Source organism: Aestuariimicrobium sp. Y1814, from assembly GCF_050113895.1.
Lineage (GTDB): Bacteria > Actinomycetota > Actinomycetes > Propionibacteriales > Propionibacteriaceae > Aestuariimicrobium.
Window position 1 is genome coordinate 47504 of the sequence record NZ_JBNJRW010000014.1, and the last position, 14583, is coordinate 62086.

Here is a 14583-nt window from a genome sequence, read left to right on the forward strand (position 1 = left end):
GACCACCCGGTCCCCGGACCCCGATCCCCATCCCCGTCAACGACGCAACCAGGAAAGACAGACATGGCCATCACCCCCGACCAGGTGCACTGGTTCTCCGACACCTTCGCCAACGTGGTCCGCAACGTCGAGCGGGTCATCATCGGCAAGACCGAGGCGATCCGCCTGGCCGTCACCTGCCTGGTCGCCGAGGGTCACCTGCTGCTCGAGGACTACCCGGGCACCGGCAAGACCACCCTGGCCCGGGCGTTGGCGCAGAGCGTCGAGGGCACCTCCTCGCGCATCCAGTTCACCCCTGACCTGCTGCCCTCCGACGTCACCGGCGTGACCATCTTCGACCAGAAGACCGGCCAGTTCGAGTTCCACCAGGGCCCGATCTTCGCCTCGGTCGTGCTGGCCGACGAGATCAACCGCGCCTCACCCAAGACCCAGTCCGCGCTGCTGGAGGTCATGGAGGAGAACCGGGTCACCGTCGACGGGAAGTCGTACTCGGTGGGCCAGCCGTTCATGGTGATCGCCACCCAGAACCCGATCGAGCAGGCCGGCACCTACAAGCTGCCCGAGGCCCAGCTCGACCGCTTCCTGATGAAGACCACCCTGGGCTACCCCGACCGCGACGCGACGCTGCGCATCCTCTCGGCCGGTGGCACCCGTCCCCGCTCGGCCGCGCTGCCGGCCGTGATCACCAGCCAGGCCGTCTCCGAGATGAGCCAGTTGGCGGCCTCGGTGCACATCGAGCCGTCGGTGCTGGACTACATCGCCCGACTGGTCGAGGCCACCCGTGAGGCCGAGGACGTGCAGCTCGGCGTCTCCATCCGTGGCGCGCTGGCGCTGGTGCGCACCTCCCGGGTGTGGGCCGCCTCGCAGGGTCGCCACTTCGTCGTGCCCGACGACATCAAGATGCTCGCCGTGCCCTGCCTGGCCCACCGCATCATCATCGACGCCGAGTCGGAGTTCAACGGCATCACCCAGGTCGACGTGATGGCGCGGGTGATCGGCACCGTCCAGCCCCCGACCGAGCGTGCCTCTGCATGACGACCCTGGCACCACCCCCCGGTGGACCCGGCGCCCCCACGGCGCCGGGCGGCCCCGACGTGCCCAAGGGGGCCGGTGGGGACGACCTCCGCTGGGAGGCCCCGCCGCCGGTGGCCGACCCGCGGCTGAACCTGCGTGAGCTGGCGCTGCGCATCCACCGGGTGGTGGGCCTCAGCCCCGCCGGCTGGGTGGCACTGGCCGCAGCCCTGGTCACCCTGGTCGGGTTCCTCACCCTGCACTGGGTCGAACTGCTCTACATCACGGTGATGCTGTTCGGGCTGGTGGTCGTGGCCCTGCTGTTCACCCTGGGCCGCCCCCGCTACGACGTCACCCTCGAACTGCGCGACCAGCGGGTCATCGTCGGTGAGGACGCCGCCGGGCACCTCGGGGTGCGCAACACCGCCCACCGGCGCTCCTTCCCCTCCCGGCTAGACCTGCCCGTCGGCCAGGAGGCCGCCAGCTTCGCCATTCCCACCATGGCTGGTGGGGCATGGCACGAGGAGCAGTTCGAGATCCCGACCCGGCGTCGCGGCGTCGTCCCGATCGGGCCGGCCCGATCGGTGCAGGGCGACCCCTTCGGGTTGTCCGGGCGCCCCACCGACTGGACCCAGATCATCGAGCTGTTCGTCCACCCCCGCACGGTCAACCTGCCGGGGCGACAGACCGGCTTCATCCACGACCTCGAGGGGCACGCCTCCAGCCACCTGACCGTCAGCGACATGAGTTTCCATGCGCTGCGGGAGTACGTGCCCGGGGACGACCGGCGCCACATCCACTGGCGTTCCTCGGCCCGCACCGGGCAGCTGATGGTGCGCCAGTTCGAGGAGACCCGGCAGTCGCGGGTCGCGCTCGCGCTCGACACCGCGGCCGGCAGCTACCTCGACGAGGACGAGTTCGAACTGGCGGTCAGCGTGATCGGTTCGGTCGCCGTGCAGTGCATCCGGGAGGAGAACCCGCTCGCGCTGATGACCACCGTCGACGTGCTGCCGGCCGTCAGCCCCATGCGCGCCCTCGACGAATTGTGCCGGGTCGACACCCACCCCCGCGGCAGCATCTTCGACCTGGTCACCGCGGTGACCCAGCGGGAGCCGGCTGCCTCGATCGTGATCCTCGCCACCGGCTCGACGGCCGGCATCGACCGGGTGCGCCGGGCGGTCGCCAACTTCGACGTGGACACCCGCGTCGTCGCCGTGGTGGTCGACCCCAGCACCTCCCTGTCGGTGCGCACCGTCTCGAACGTGACCATGGTGCGGGTGCCGTCGTTGGCCGAGCTGGCCCGAGCGATGCGGCAGGCCATGCGATGAGCGAAGAACCCCAGGAAACGGTGCGTCGTTCCCGCCGGATGCGCCGCCAGGACGCCCCGGCCGGCGCCGCCCAGAACGCCCAGCCCCAGAACGCCCAGGGTCCGCAGACCCGGGGTGGGCCGCGTCGTGGGATGCCCGCCGGTGCCCCCGCGCAGGGGCACGCCCCCGGCCTGACCGGCAGCGAGGCCGCCACCACCCGCCGCGCGCGCCTCGGCGCCCCCGACCCGGCTGCGGTCGCGATGACCCCCACCCCCCGCAAGCGCCGCCTGCGGCTCGAACGCCAGGTCGACAACCGCACCCCGTTCACCCGGCTGCGCGGACGCTCCGCCGCCCTGTGGTTGGCGCTGGACGCCTCGGCCGTGCTCGTCCTGCTGGCGCTGCTGGTGATCGGCTTTGAACCCACCTACGGCACCGCCTGGTTGTGGGTCACCGTGCTCGGTGGCGGTGTCCTCGGCATGCTGCTCGGCTGGCTCAGCTGGAAGTTCCGGCTCGGCCCCGGTGCGGTGTCACTGGGTGCGGTGGCCGGCTGGTTCCTCTTCGGCGGCATCCTGGCGATGCCCAGCACACTCCAGTTCGGGGTGGTGCCGACCCTGCGGACCCTGCGCGGCCTGGTCACCGGGCCGGTCACCGCCTGGAAGGGCATGCTGACCCTGGAACCCCCGATCGGGGAGACCTGGAACCTGCTGACCGTGCCGCTGCTGCTGGCCGTCCTGGTCGGCCTCGGGGCCATGCTGATCAGCCTGCGCAGCCATCGTCCCGCACTGGCCTGGCTGCCCGGTGCTGCCGCCTTCGGCGCCGCCTGGGCCCTGGGCACCCAGGTCACCCGCTGGCCGGTGTGGGTCGCGATCGCCACGGTCGCGGTCATCCTGCTGTGGACCAGCCAACGCCGTCGGGTGCTGCGCGAGACGCTGGTGCGCCAGCGCCGCCGGATGCACCCGATCACCCTGCTGATCGGGGCCGTCGTGCTGGGGCTCGTGGCGGCCGGTACCTGGCTGGTCGCGCCCCGGCTGCAGTCCGAACAGGCCCGTTTCACGGCTCGCTCGCTGGTCGCCTCGCCGCTCGACCTGCAGCGGTACCCCTCGCCCCTGCAGACCTTCCGCGGTTCCCATTCCCTGCACGACGCCGACGTGATGTTCACCGTCTCCGGCCTACCCGAGGGAGCGGTCGTCCGGTTGGCCACGATGGACACCTACAACGGGTTGACCTACAACGTCACCAACTCCAACTCCCCGGTGCCGGGCCCCGCCTTCACCCGGATCGGTGCCCGGGTCGCCCCGCTCTACGAGGGCAGCGAGGCCGAGGTCGTGGTGACCATCAACCAGCAGACCGGCGTGTGGCTGCCCACGGTCGGGCAGACCACGTCCGTCGTCTTCGGTGGCCCCAGAGCGGTGCTGCTGGCCGACACCTTCTACTACAACCGCGGTTCCGGGACGGCGCTGACCACCAGCGGCCTGCAGCCCGGCGACCAGTACTCGATGAAGGTGGTCATCCCGCAGCAGCCGTCCGAGGAGCAGATCAGGGCAGCCAACGCCGGCAACTACGAGCTCAGCGAGGCCGAGGGCATTCCCGACCTGCTGCGCGAGCAGGCGCTGGGCTGGACCGAGGGTGCCACCACCAAGGGTGAGGCGGCGCTGCAGCTGGTCACCATGCTGCGCACCGGCTACTACTCCAACGGCCAGGACGAGCAGACCCCGTCGCTGTCGGGGCACAGCTCCGACCGGCTGCGCACCCTGCTGGTCAACCCGCTCGAGATGGTTGGCGACGAGGAGCAGTACGCCGTCACCATGGCGCTGATGGCCCGCTCGCTGAGCATCCCGGCCAGGGTGGTCCACGGTTACCAGGTGCCCGAGGGCGGTTCCGGTGAGGTTCGTGGACGAGACGTCCGCGCCTGGCCCGAGTTGTTCCTGTCCGGCCTGGGCTGGGTGCGGTTCGACCCGACCCCCGACCACGACCGGGTGCTGACCACCAAGGAGGACCCCTCCCCGCCGCGTCCTCGTCCGCATGTCGACAACCCGCCGCCGCCCCCGAAGCGTCCCGAGAAGCTGCCCAACGACAACAACCTGCCCGCGAACACCGGTGAACGCCCGATCACCCCGCCCTCGATCGACTGGCGCCGGGTGGGCACCTGGGCGGCCATCACCCTGGTGCCGCTGCTGACCCTGGTCGGCCCGGTGGTGCTGATCCTCGGGTTGAAGGCGCGCCGCCGCAGCCACCGCAAGAACGCCCCCGAGGTGGCGAACCGGGTCGCCGGGGCCTGGTCGGAGCTGGTCGACAAGGCCCGCGACCTGGGCCAGAGCCCCACCCCGACGGCCACCCGGTCGGAACAGGCGGAATCGATGGTGCTGTCGTTCCCGGCCATGATCACCCAGGCCGACCCGATCAACCTGGCCAAACGGGCCGACACCATGGTGTTCAGCCCCGAGCAAGTCGTCGACGAGCAGGCAGCCGCCTATTGGACGACCATGAAGGAAGCCGAGAAGGGCGTGCGCAAGTCCGTCGGGTGGCGACGCTGGGCAACCTCACGGTTGTCGGTGCGTTCATTCCGCCGGTACCGCTGAGCCGTCGAGCCGACCATGGCCTAGTGTTCTGCGGGTAGGCGGACCAGCCCGACCCGGAGCCCCACGAGGCCCAGCCGAGGGTGGACTGACCGAGAAGGAGGCGACATGGCGCGGAACATGCCGAAGGGCGTGCACGTGGCCCCGTTGTTCCAGCGACTGGTGGCATGGCTCATCGACCTCTCGGTGCCGGCCCTGCTGGGTGTCCTGACGTGGTTCCTGCAGCCGCGCATCGTCAACCCCAGTGTGCTGCTCGTGGTCAGCCTCGGCATCGGCCTGCTGCAACTGGCCTGGGGCCTGCTGCTGTGGTGGGGCTACGGCACCCGCGGCGCCGGTGTCGGTTTCGCGGTGATGAAGCTGCAACTGGTCGGCATCACCGACGGCCGGCCGATCGGCTGGTGGCGCTACTTCCTGCGACAGCTGGTCTTCGGCGCGCTGGTGATGACCATCGTCGGCGGCGTGTTCCTGGTCATCTTCCTGATCATCCACCCCCGCCACCAGGGCTGGCATGACCTGGCTGGCAAGTCGGTCGCCATCAGGGCCCGCGAGAAGAGCGCCGGCAGCCGCCCCACTCGCACGGTCACCGGCCCCCGCAAGGCCCCCTCGACCACCGTGGCGCTGCCGCCGCACCTGGTCGCGAAGGCCTTCGACGGCACGAACGCCCAGGCACCCACGAGCGCCCCCGACCCCGCCGAGGTCGCCCGGCAGGCCGCCGCCTACGGTGGCCAGCAGCCCGCCCAGGGCGCACCCCAGTCGTCCGGGTGGCGGCCGCCCAGCGCCCCGGGTGCCGGCGGCTCGGCCCCCGAACCCCCGACCGGACGCAACGCTCCCGCAGGGCAGCAGCCCCCGATGGGCCAGCAGCTCCCGCAGCAGGCCCCGGCCTGGGGTGGCCCCCAGCCGCAGCAGGGACACCAGCAGCCGTTGGCCCAGCCCTACCCGCAGCCCGGCGCCCCCCTGGGCTACCAGCAGTCACCCGGGCAGCAGCAGCCCCCCACGCAGCAGCCGGCGGCACCGCAGTGGCAGCGCCCCGCGACCCCCGTCCCCGATGCCGGCGAAACGCAGGTGCGGGCGCGGCGGGGCACCACCGACGACGAGGAGGGCGGCACCCACCTGGTGGCCCGGCCGGCGTCGCGGGCCGGGAACGAGGGCTGGTACATCGTCCTCGACGACGGCCGGCAGGTCGACGTGCTCGGGCTGGTGGTGCTCGGACGCAAACCCACCCAGCCGGTGGGCAAGCCCGATGCCACCCTGGTGCCGGCCGGGGAGGGCGGTCACGCCGTCTCCAAGAACCACCTGCAGGTCGGGGTGGACGCCCGCGGCATCTGGGTCAGTGACACCGGGTCGACCAACGGCACCGCCGTGGTGAGTGTGCGCGGCGACCTCGAACCCTGCCAGCCGGGGGTGCAGGTGCGGGTGCGTGAGGGGCAGGTGGTCAGCTTCGGTGACCGCTCCCTGACGGTGCGTCGCAAGCCCGCCTTCTGAGCCGTTAGCCTAGGCAGCATGCTGCTCTCCGATCGAGACATCCTGGCCCAGATCGAGGCGGGGCGGGTCGCGCTGGACCCGTGGACACCCGAGATGGTGCAGCCCTCCAGCGTCGACGTGCGACTGGACCGGTTCTTCCGGGTCTTCGAGAACCATCGCTACCCCGTGATCGACCCGGCTGCCGACCAGCCCGAGCTGACCCGGCTGGTCGAACCGGAGGGCGATGAACCGTTCGTCCTGCACCCGGGTGAGTTCGTGCTGGGCGCCACCTACGAGCAGGTCACCCTGCCCGACGACATCGCCGCCCGGTTGGAGGGCAAGTCGTCGCTGGGTCGCCTGGGCCTGTTGACCCATTCGACCGCCGGCTTCATCGACCCCGGCTTCAGCGGGCACGTCACCCTCGAACTGTCGAACGTGGCGACCCTGCCGATCACCCTGTACCCGGGCATGAAGATCGGCCAGCTGTGCTTCTTCCAGCTCAGCTCACCGGCGCTCAACCCCTATGGAAGCGCGGTCAACAAGTCGCGCTACCAGGGCCAGCGCGGGCCCACCGCGAGCCGCTCGCACCTCAACTTCCACCGCACCCCGATCTGAGTCGCGTGATGGCCCTGCTGCGTGTGCTGTCGGGGGTCGCGCCGTATGACGACCCCTGGCACCCGTTCCCGGAAACCTCTGCGGCTGCCGCCGAGGTGCTGCGCGGCGCCGGCTACCGGGTCGAGGTGCTGGACTCCACCCCTGAAGCGCTGGGGTCCCTGGACGAGGTCGACCTGCTGGTGGTCAACTGCGGCCGCGGCGACGGCCGGGGCCTCGGTGATTCGCTGGGAGAATGGACGCCGGCCTTCGCCGCCGCCGATGCCTGGCTGGCCGCCGGGGGAGTGGTACTCGGCCTGCACACCGCCGCCAACACCTTCCACGACTGGCCCACCTGGGCCGGGCTGCTGGGTGGGCGTTGGGTGCCCGGCCACTCGTTCCACCCACCGCTGGACGAGGTCGGCTTCGACATCGTCCCCGGTGCCGCCGACCATCCGGTGCTGGCCGGGCTGAGCCGGGTGCAGGTCGCCGACGAGCGCTACAGCGACCTCGTGGTCGACGAGGGCGTCACACCGCTGCTGCAGCACCACCACGAGGGTGTGGCCCAGGTGATGGCCTGGGCCGCCGAACGCGCGGTCTACGACGGCATGGGCCACGACGGGCGGTCCTACGAGTCAGCCGACCGACAGTGTTTCCTGGTGAACGCCGCCGACTGGCTGCTCTCGCTGCGCTGAGGCCCCGGTCGTCCCGGGGGTCAGGACCATCAGTAGGAGTCGGTCGACTCCGCGCCGTCGAGCACGGCGGCGGTGCCGGACAGCCCCAGGCGGGTGGCGCCGGCCTCGATCATGGCGATCGCGGTGGCGTGGTCGCGGATGCCGCCGGAGGCCTTGATGCCCAGGCGCCCACCGACGGTCTGGTTCATCAGCTCGATGGCGTGCACGGTGGCGCCACCGTTGGGGTGGAACCCGGTCGAAGTCTTCACGAAGTCCGCCCCGGCGGCCTCGCTGGCCCGGCAGGCGGCCACGATCTCGTCATCGTTCAGCGCGGCGGTCTCGATGATGACCTTCAGCACGGTCGGTGCGGGGGCGGCGGCGCGCACGGCCGCGATCTCGTCCTGCACGCCCTGGGCATTGCCCGCCTTCAGCAGGCCGACGTCGATGACCATGTCGATCTCGTGGGCGCCGTTGCTGACCGCTTCGGCGGCCTCGGCTGCCTTGGTGGCGGCGGTGTGCTTGCCGGACGGGAACCCGCACACGGTGGCGATCAGCACGTCACCGGCCTCGCCGCTGACGGGCAGCATGTTCGGGGAGACACAGATGGAGTAGGTGCCCAGCTCGCGCGCCTCGGCGAGCAGGGCGGTGACCTGCTCGGGGGTGGCGTCGGTCTTCAGCAACGTGTGGTCGACGTAGCGGGCGAGCTCTGCCCGGGACAGGGTCGTGTTCATGAGCCGATCCTAACGCCGGTGGCCGGCAGTGCCATCGGTCGGGGCCGGTCGGCAGCCGGCTCACCCGGGGGCTGGACGACGGGGTCCCCCACGCCGGTCGTCCCGGTCGCGGTCGAGGTGGTCGTCCCGGTCGGGGTGGTTGTCGGGTGAACAGTCGCCGGGGGAGCGGTCGTCGTCGGCGTGGTGCTCACCGGGTCCGTCGCCGGGACCGTGGTGGTGGGCACGGTGGCCTCACCCTCGGGCAGCACCAGCCCCGCCCGCTCGGCCAGCACCTGGGTCGGGGTGTTCGGCAGCAGCGGGTCGGCCTCGACCGGGCCGCCGAGCACCGCCGAGGTCAGCGAGGTCGTCTGCACACACGGCGCCGGGCCCACCCCCGAACGCCAGTCGAAGCGGAACATGTTGCGCTGCTGCATCATGCCGATCAGGTAGGTCGCATACCCGGGGTCGGTGGCGTAGCCGCCGCGCCGCACCTCGATGGCGAACTGGCAGGGGTCCTCATTCTTCGGGAAGGCGGCGTTGTACAGCCCACGCGTTCGCAGGTAGTGGCCGTGGTCGAGCATCGAGTTGGCCACCGAGGTGTAGGTGCGGAACGAGTCGATGATCTGGTACGGGTTGCCGTTCGCGTCGTACTCGGTGGTCAGCATGTCGACGCAGCCGCTCTGGTACGGGCTCGGGTTGACCCGGTTGCACTTGATGCCGAAGTAGTTGTTGTGCTGGCTCGACAACGTCGACGACCCCCACCCCGTCTCCAGGGCCGCCTGGGCCAGGGTCACCGAGGCCGGCACCCCGAACTGGTACCAGCTCTGCTTGGCACCGTCGGCGAGCCGGGCCAGGAACTCCTCGATCTCGGCGGCGGTGGCCGCCTGCGCCGGGCGGGCAGCGGGGCCGCTGACCAGGCCGGCGACCGCCAGCACGGCGACCATGGTGAGGGCCGCGAACCAAGCGAGCGCGGGCCGCAGCCCCGCCCCGGGTCGGCGGCGGGGGGTTCGTCCGGTCGAAGTCATACAGTCATCGTGCGCGAAAGGCCCCTGCTTGCCAAGGCCATTCGCGGTGGGTCGGGCAGTGGGATCGCCCCCATCGCGCTTCGATAACAGCGGGATCAAGAAATTCGGACGTGGCACCCGGGTCACCTAATCTGGTCAAGTGAGCAACGACGGCAGCTACGGGCAGAACCCGAACCCTCAGGGCTGGAACGAATGGAACGGCCAGCCTCCCCAGTCCCAACCCTCCGCGGGCTGGGACAACGGCGCGGGCTGGCAGCAGACCGGGTCGCAGCCGTCCGCGAACCAGTACCCGGGCTCCACGGGCAGCGCGGGGTGGGCCGGCCAGACCGCAGGCCAGACCGGGCCGCAGCCCGGCCAGTACCCGGACCAGTCGGGCTACGCCCAGCCGCAGCCCACCCCCGGCTACCAGCCCCAGCCCGGTTACCCGCCGACGACCGGCTACCAGCCGAGCACCGGTTACCAGCCGCCGGCCGAACCCCCGAAGAAGAAGTCGAACCTGACCGCGCTGATCGCCGGTGGTGTCGGCCTGGCGCTGATCGCCGCCATCGCGACCGGCGTGCTGCTCAGCCGCAACAACAACACCGCCGGCGGCGACCCCAGCGAGACCCCGACCCAGACGCCCACCCCGACCGTCAAGGCGCCCGGCCCGGGCAACTACGACGCCCTGATGGAGTACCTGAAGGACGAGGACTTCACCTGCACCGACGAGGACGCCGAGGGCATCAAGTCGTCGATCTGCACCCACTTCGACACCGCGCCGTTCATGATCGCCTACGTCGGCGCCACCGAGACCGGCGGCCTGGGCCGGGTGTCGCTCGAGGTGCAGGAGGATGCCCGCGCCAGCACCTCGAAGGCCATCTCGGACCACCTGATCAAGCAGTTCGCCACCACCGAGCAGGCCAGCGACATCACCACCAAGATCGCCACGGCCGCAGCCCCGGGCTACACCAAGGACGACCGGTCCGGCGACGTGCGCTACCGCGGCAATGCCCGCGGCAGCGTCGTGCTGTGGATCGAGGACTGGGTTCCCGAAGACCTGCAGCCGACCGTGGTGTCGGTGACCGATGCGCAGATCGACAAGATCGTGACCGACAACGGCTACAAGTGCGAGGCCAACGGGACGCTGCAGTCGTGCACCAAGACGGCCGACGACATTACCTACCAGCTGGTCTACCAGAAGGCCGAGGGCCAGGACGGCCTGAGCCGGCTGTCGGTGCGGGCCTACTCGGCCACCGCTGGCATCGCCCGGCCGGCCTTCCAGACCGAGGCGAAGAAGATCTTCGGGGAGCTGCCCGACGGCCAGGGCGACCCGGTCACCACCTGGATGGCCAAGCAGGACGAGAAGGCTGGCGGTATGGAGTTCGTCGACGGGAAGATCGTCGACTACTACCCCCGCTCCACTGTGAGCGGCAATGAGGCCGGCTCGATCTACATCTGGGTCAGCTGCTGGACCGGTACCCGCGACCAGTGCTGAGGTTGCCGTCGTGGGATGTTGTGTGTCAATCTGGGGCCAGTTGATCCAGTAGCCGGTGCTTGAGCCGCCCTTTCCCCTCCCCGGCGTCGTGGTCAACGTCGTCCGGTGCAAACAGTGGAGTTAGCATCCTTTCGAGGACAGGGGAGCGGGTCGTGGGTGAACGAGCTGGGGTCGGCGCACCGACCATGGACGACGTCGCCGAGGCTGCCGGGGTGTCCAGGACCTCGGTCTCGCGGGTCTTTCTCGGTCAGAAGAAGGTCTCCGAGGAGACGGTGTGGCGGGTCCGTGAGGTGGCGGCCCAACTGGGCTACGTCCCCAATCGGATCGCCTCGGGGCTGGCCTCCGGCAGGACCCGCACCGTGGGTTTGGTGCTGCCCGGTGGAGCGCTCGACGCCCTGCTGCTGACCCACCTGCAGGCCGAGGCCCGGCTGGTCGGCCTCGACCTGATCGCCATGGTGAGCCCACCCGGCCGCGATGAGTCGTCCCACCTCGGGGTGCTGCCCACGATCATCGGCATGCAGGTCTCGGGCCTGGTCGTCGTCGACGGCGCCATCCCCGACCAGCAGCTCGAACAGTACGTAGGCCGGCTGCCGATCGTGCGCACCGGCCTGGCCGAACCGGGTGCAGCCACCCACGCGATCTGGTGTGACGCCCTCCAGGCGGGGCGGGCGATCGCCGAGCACGTGGTCGACCGGGGCCACCTCAACGCTGTCGTGCTGACCTCGGAGGCATCCCACGCCCAGTTCCTGCGGGGCCAGGGGATGCTCGAGGCCTTGACCCTGCGCGGCCTGAGCCCCCACCCGGTGAAGTGGGTCGACCGCCGCCGGCAGGTCGACGAGGCCCTCGACCTGGTCAAGGCCGGGGCGGCCACCGTGGTCATGTGCCCCTCGGACGACGTCGCCCTCGAGGTCCTGCGCCGGGCCCGGGCACGCCACCTGTCGGTGCCCGAGCAGCTCAGTGTCACCGGCGTCGAAGGGCTGACCCCGGGGCTGGACGTCATCGGCCTGGCCACCGTGCGGCTCGACCTGCCCGAACTCGCCCGCCGGACTATCGCGACCCTGACCCGGGTGCTGGCCGGCGACGACGAGCCGCCCGCCCGCCAGCTGGTGCCGGGCACCCTGGTGCCCGGGTTCAGCGTGGCCGACCTGACCACGGGCTGAGCGGCCCCGGATGCGTGCCACACTTGAAGCGTGACTGAACTGCTCGCCGGACGCTACCGACTCGTGTCGGTGGTCGGTCGAGGGTCGATGGGCACGGTGTGGAAGGCGCAGGACGAACTGCTGCCGCGCCAGGTCGCGGTGAAGGTGGTCGGCGGTTCCCGGCAGAGTGACCCGATCGCGTTGAAGCGCTTCCGCCGCGAGGCCATTGCCATGGCGAACCTGTCCCACCCCAATGTCGTCTCGGTCTACGACGTCGGCAATGAGGACGACCAGGCCTTCATGGTGATGGAACTGCTGAGCGGGCCCAGCGTCGCCAAGCTCGTCGCCGACCATGGCCAACTGCGCATCGACAAGGTGGTCCACATGGGTGCGCAGGTGGCGCGCGGGCTCTCGGCAGCCCACGCGATCGGCATCACCCACCGCGACATCAAGCCCGGCAACGTGGTGCTGCACCACCGAGTCACCAAGATCGTCGACTTCGGCATCGCCCGCCTGGAATCGGCCGCCACCGCAGCGGCCTCGCTCACCTCCCCGGCGATGGCCATCGGCACCGCCGCCTACATGTCCCCCGAACAGGCCCGCGGCAAGCTCGTCCAGTCCTCCAGCGACATCTACTCACTGGCCTGCCTGCTGACCACCATGCTCACCGGACGCCCGCCCTTCAGCGACCCCGACCCGATCGAGGTGGCCCGCTCGCACGCGATGGAGGTGCCCCGCCCGGTCTATGAGGGTCGACCGAACGTGCCCCGCGCGTTGAACGACCTGGTCGCGGCCATGCTGGTCAAGCGTCCCGATGACCGGCCCACCGCGATCGAGGTGGCGGCCACGCTGACCTCGATCGAGAACCAGGTGCTGGGGCTGGCCGACCCGACCTCACCGCAGGGGCCGCTGGCCATGCCGGCAGACCCGCCGACCAGGCGGGAGCCGCGCCAGCCGCAGCGCCCTTTCGCCTCGGTGTCACAACCCGAACCGGTGCGACCGACCCGGACCCGCCCCGGCCCTCGTCCGCAGCAGACCCCGCTGCAACCCCCGGAGCAGGCACTGCCCCCGGAGCAGGCACTGCCCAACCCCGTCGCCAAGAACACCCGCAAGCGACGCGGCTGGTTCCGCCGGGGCTGAGAGCCCTATGTCAAGCAGCCTTCGTCAGGAGGCTGTTGAGTCGGCCGTGTAGGTCGGGGTTGTAGGGCGTGTGGTCGTGCCAGCAGCGCCACAGGATCCTGGTCCAGTTTTGGGCCAGGATTCTTGCTGCGTGGGGGTGTCGGCAGCCGCGGGCTCGGGCGCGGTCGTAGGTGTCGCGTGCCCAGGCGTTCGCGCGGGGCGTGTCTTGGGCCCAGTCGACCAGTGCTGCCCGGAGTTGTTTGTTGCAGCCGCGTCGGTAGGCGACGTTGAGGTGCTTGCCGGACTGCCTGGTCGATGGTGCGACGCCGGCGGCTGCGGCGAGTGCTGGGGGGTCGGGGAACCTGGCCCGGCAGTCGCCGATCTCGGCCAGCAGGGTGGCTGCGCGGACGGTCCCGGCGCGGGGCAGGGACTGGAAGATCGGGCCGTCGGGGTGAGCCAGGAGTGCTTCCTTGATCCGGGCCTCGAGCCGGGCTTGTTCATCACGCAGGGTGGCGAGCAGATCAACGAGGGTCAGCACGATGACCTCGCTGGCTTCGGCTGCCGCGCCGCTGACGCGGCCGGTCGCAGCTTCGTGCAGGTGGTCGACCAGCCGGGTCGGGGTGTGGCGGCCGCAGTATGCGTTGGCCTTGAGCCAGTGCGCCATCCGCAGCTCGCTGAGCCAGGCTGCTTTGGCTTCGCTGGGGAATCGGCGCAGGAACGCCAGGCTGATGGGGATGTCGAGCTGGCTGAACAGGCCGATCGCGCCGGGGAAGTTGTGCTGCAGCACTGCGAGCAGTTGGTTGTGCACGGCGATCCGGTGATCGATCAGATCGTGGCGGGCGCGCACCAGCATCCGCAGCGCGATCGTCTGTTCGCTGTCTGGTTGCACGATCGCCCAGCGACCGGCGTCGGTGCGCAACGCGTCGGCCAGCACGAACGCGTCGAACCGGTCGTCCTTGTTCCCCGCGGAGCCGTAGCGGGCACGCAGTGACTTCACCTGCCGTGCACTGATCACGACGACTTCGAACCCGTCGCGGATCAGGTGCTCGACCACCGGTCCGTCGCCGCGCTCGATCCCGATCCGTTCCACGCCATGGCGACGCAGCAGGGTGGTGATCTTGGTCAACCCGGGCCGTGTGTGCGGCACGGTTGCTTCCTCGATGCGCTGTCCGTCGTCGTCGACGATGCACAGCGCGTGGTGCTGCCAGGACCAGTCGATCCCGGCGTAGGTGGGCGTAGCCTCAATCATGAGAGTGCTCCTTCCGTCAGCCCACGGATTCAGCACTCCGGTCCGGGACGTGACGGTCGGTCGCTCACTGAGGCGCTCCGGGACCTTGCCGGGTCCTTGGCGCATAGCCCTATGGCCGATCTGCGCGTCCCGGGCCACCGAGCCCTGCAACTCTCAGCCAGGTCGTCCCCGAAGGGCGACTCGCTCAGCCTGGCAGTGGCCCGATGGACCCGGGGTGCAGACAAGACGATTCGCCTCGTCCACCCCA

At 70.7% G+C, this 14583-nt stretch carries 12 protein-coding genes; 9 read left to right on the forward strand and 3 right to left on the reverse strand.

Annotation, left to right across the window (positions count from 1 at the left end):
* Positions 1 to 63 precede the first annotated feature (63 nt).
* The 6 genes from ACQE3C_RS13795 (at position 64) to ACQE3C_RS13820 (ending at position 7641) form a co-directional block, all read left to right on the forward strand.
* The gene (locus ACQE3C_RS13795; RefSeq protein ID WP_434539725.1) at positions 64 to 1035 is read left to right on the forward strand and encodes an AAA family ATPase; all 972 of its coding nucleotides are present in this window, start codon (positions 64 to 66) and stop codon (positions 1033 to 1035) included.
* A complete protein-coding gene (locus ACQE3C_RS13800) occupies positions 1032 to 2339 on the forward strand; it encodes a DUF58 domain-containing protein (RefSeq protein ID WP_434539726.1) in 1308 nt (435 codons plus the stop codon). The genes ACQE3C_RS13795 and ACQE3C_RS13800 overlap by 4 nt, the downstream gene beginning before the upstream one ends.
* Positions 2336 to 4897 (forward strand): transglutaminaseTgpA domain-containing protein, encoded by a 2562-nt coding sequence (locus ACQE3C_RS13805; protein ID WP_434539727.1) that lies wholly within the window; start codon positions 2336 to 2338, stop codon positions 4895 to 4897. Before ACQE3C_RS13800 ends, ACQE3C_RS13805 begins: the two co-directional genes overlap by 4 nt.
* Before the next feature lie 105 nt (positions 4898 to 5002).
* The gene (locus ACQE3C_RS13810; RefSeq protein WP_434539728.1) at positions 5003 to 6376 is read left to right on the forward strand and encodes an RDD family protein; all 1374 of its coding nucleotides are present in this window, start codon (positions 5003 to 5005) and stop codon (positions 6374 to 6376) included.
* 18 nt (positions 6377 to 6394) lie between these two features.
* Positions 6395 to 6970 carry a dCTP deaminase gene (dcd, locus tag ACQE3C_RS13815; RefSeq protein ID WP_434539729.1) on the forward strand — a complete coding sequence of 192 codons (576 nt, stop codon included), beginning with the start codon at positions 6395 to 6397 and terminating at the stop codon, positions 6968 to 6970.
* Between the two features lie 8 nt (positions 6971 to 6978).
* Positions 6979 to 7641 (forward strand): ThuA domain-containing protein, encoded by a 663-nt coding sequence (locus ACQE3C_RS13820; protein WP_434539730.1) that lies wholly within the window; start codon positions 6979 to 6981, stop codon positions 7639 to 7641.
* A 29-nt stretch (positions 7642 to 7670) separates the two neighbouring features.
* On the opposite strand, the gene deoC is transcribed toward ACQE3C_RS13820, so the two are convergent.
* Both deoC and ACQE3C_RS13830 read right to left on the reverse strand, forming a co-directional pair.
* Positions 7671 to 8351, reverse strand: coding sequence for a deoxyribose-phosphate aldolase (gene deoC, locus ACQE3C_RS13825; protein WP_434539731.1), 681 nt, complete (start codon positions 8349 to 8351; stop codon positions 7671 to 7673).
* Positions 8348 to 9355: a glucosaminidase domain-containing protein gene (locus ACQE3C_RS13830; protein ID WP_434539732.1), complete on the reverse strand. Its 1008-nt coding sequence runs from the start codon at positions 9353 to 9355 to the stop codon at positions 8348 to 8350. Before ACQE3C_RS13830 ends, deoC begins: the two co-directional genes overlap by 4 nt.
* A gap of 139 nt (positions 9356 to 9494) precedes the next feature.
* Between ACQE3C_RS13830 and ACQE3C_RS13835 the strand changes: the two genes are divergently transcribed.
* The 3 genes from ACQE3C_RS13835 to ACQE3C_RS13845 all read left to right on the forward strand — a co-directional run bounded on the left by ACQE3C_RS13835 (position 9495) and on the right by ACQE3C_RS13845 (position 13108).
* Positions 9495 to 10829, forward strand: a complete 1335-nt coding sequence (locus ACQE3C_RS13835) for a hypothetical protein (RefSeq protein WP_434539733.1) — start codon at positions 9495 to 9497, stop codon at positions 10827 to 10829.
* 152 nt (positions 10830 to 10981) lie between these two features.
* The gene (locus ACQE3C_RS13840; RefSeq protein WP_434539734.1) at positions 10982 to 11989 is read left to right on the forward strand and encodes a LacI family DNA-binding transcriptional regulator; all 1008 of its coding nucleotides are present in this window, start codon (positions 10982 to 10984) and stop codon (positions 11987 to 11989) included.
* A gap of 30 nt (positions 11990 to 12019) precedes the next feature.
* A complete protein-coding gene (locus tag ACQE3C_RS13845) occupies positions 12020 to 13108 on the forward strand; it encodes a protein kinase domain-containing protein (protein ID WP_434539735.1) in 1089 nt (362 codons plus the stop codon).
* Between the two features lie 10 nt (positions 13109 to 13118).
* Here ACQE3C_RS13845 and ACQE3C_RS13850 read toward each other — a convergent pair whose 3' ends face one another.
* Entirely contained in the window at positions 13119 to 14336 is a 1218-nt protein-coding gene (locus ACQE3C_RS13850; RefSeq protein ID WP_434537930.1) for an IS110 family transposase, read from the reverse strand.
* Positions 14337 to 14583 lie beyond the last annotated feature (247 nt).

Excerpts from the sequence above, each read along its gene's own strand:
- ACQE3C_RS13820 (WP_434539730.1), top strand. The coding sequence starts at position 6,979 with ATGGCCCTGCTGCGTGTGCTGTCGGGGGTCGCGCCGTATGACGACCCC.
- ACQE3C_RS13800 (WP_434539726.1), top strand. The coding sequence starts at position 1,032 with ATGACGACCCTGGCACCACCCCCCGGTGGACCCGGCGCCCCCACGGCG.
- ACQE3C_RS13830 (WP_434539732.1), bottom strand. The coding sequence starts at position 9,355 with ATGACTTCGACCGGACGAACCCCCCGCCGCCGACCCGGGGCGGGGCTG.
- ACQE3C_RS13810 (WP_434539728.1), top strand. The coding sequence starts at position 5,003 with ATGGCGCGGAACATGCCGAAGGGCGTGCACGTGGCCCCGTTGTTCCAG.
- ACQE3C_RS13850 (WP_434537930.1), bottom strand. The coding sequence starts at position 14,336 with ATGATTGAGGCTACGCCCACCTACGCCGGGATCGACTGGTCCTGGCAG.
- ACQE3C_RS13805 (WP_434539727.1), top strand. The coding sequence starts at position 2,336 with ATGAGCGAAGAACCCCAGGAAACGGTGCGTCGTTCCCGCCGGATGCGC.
- ACQE3C_RS13795 (WP_434539725.1), top strand. The coding sequence starts at position 64 with ATGGCCATCACCCCCGACCAGGTGCACTGGTTCTCCGACACCTTCGCC.
- dcd (WP_434539729.1), top strand. The coding sequence starts at position 6,395 with ATGCTGCTCTCCGATCGAGACATCCTGGCCCAGATCGAGGCGGGGCGG.
- deoC (WP_434539731.1), bottom strand. The coding sequence starts at position 8,351 with ATGAACACGACCCTGTCCCGGGCAGAGCTCGCCCGCTACGTCGACCAC.